The organism is Streptomyces aureus (assembly GCF_001418135.1).
Lineage (GTDB): Bacteria > Actinomycetota > Actinomycetes > Streptomycetales > Streptomycetaceae > Streptomyces > Streptomyces aureus_A.
The window spans coordinates 7,431-7,875 of sequence record NZ_LIPQ01000520.1 but is presented as its reverse complement, the minus strand read 5'-3'; the positions used below and the strand labels follow the sequence as shown (position 1 = coordinate 7,875).

At 73.9% G+C, this 445-nt stretch carries 1 protein-coding gene; it reads left to right on the top strand.

Annotated features, from left to right (window positions below; translation table 11 throughout):
* On the top strand, positions 1 to 445 hold a 445-nt coding region (locus AOK00_RS36485), incomplete at both ends, for a CAP domain-containing protein (RefSeq protein WP_173861704.1).

The window sequence follows — 445 nt, the reverse complement described above, 5'->3', positions numbered from 1 at the left end:
GCCCGCCCCGGTGAGGACGACCCCGCCGCGCACCGCGGCACCGACCCCGGACGCGCCGCCGACCAGGCCCGGCACGGGCTCGGGCGACGAGGCAGGGAACGGCACGGGCACGGGCCCGCAGAACGACCGGGGGAACAGCTCGGAGGCCGACCAGGTCATCGCCCTCGTCAACGCGGAACGCGCCAAGGCGGGCTGCGGCCCGCTGAGCGCGAACGCGACCCTGACCAGGGCGGCGCAGGGCCACTCCGAAGACATGGCGGCCCGCGACTTCTTCGACCACACCAACCCCGACGGCGCCGGTCCGGGGGAGCGGGTGACGGCCGCCGGATACCCGTGGTCGACCTACGGCGAGAACATCGCCATGGGCCAGAGCTCCCCGGAGCAGGTCATGGAGTCGTGGATGAACAGCCCGGGCCACCGCGCGAACATCCTGAACTGCGACTTC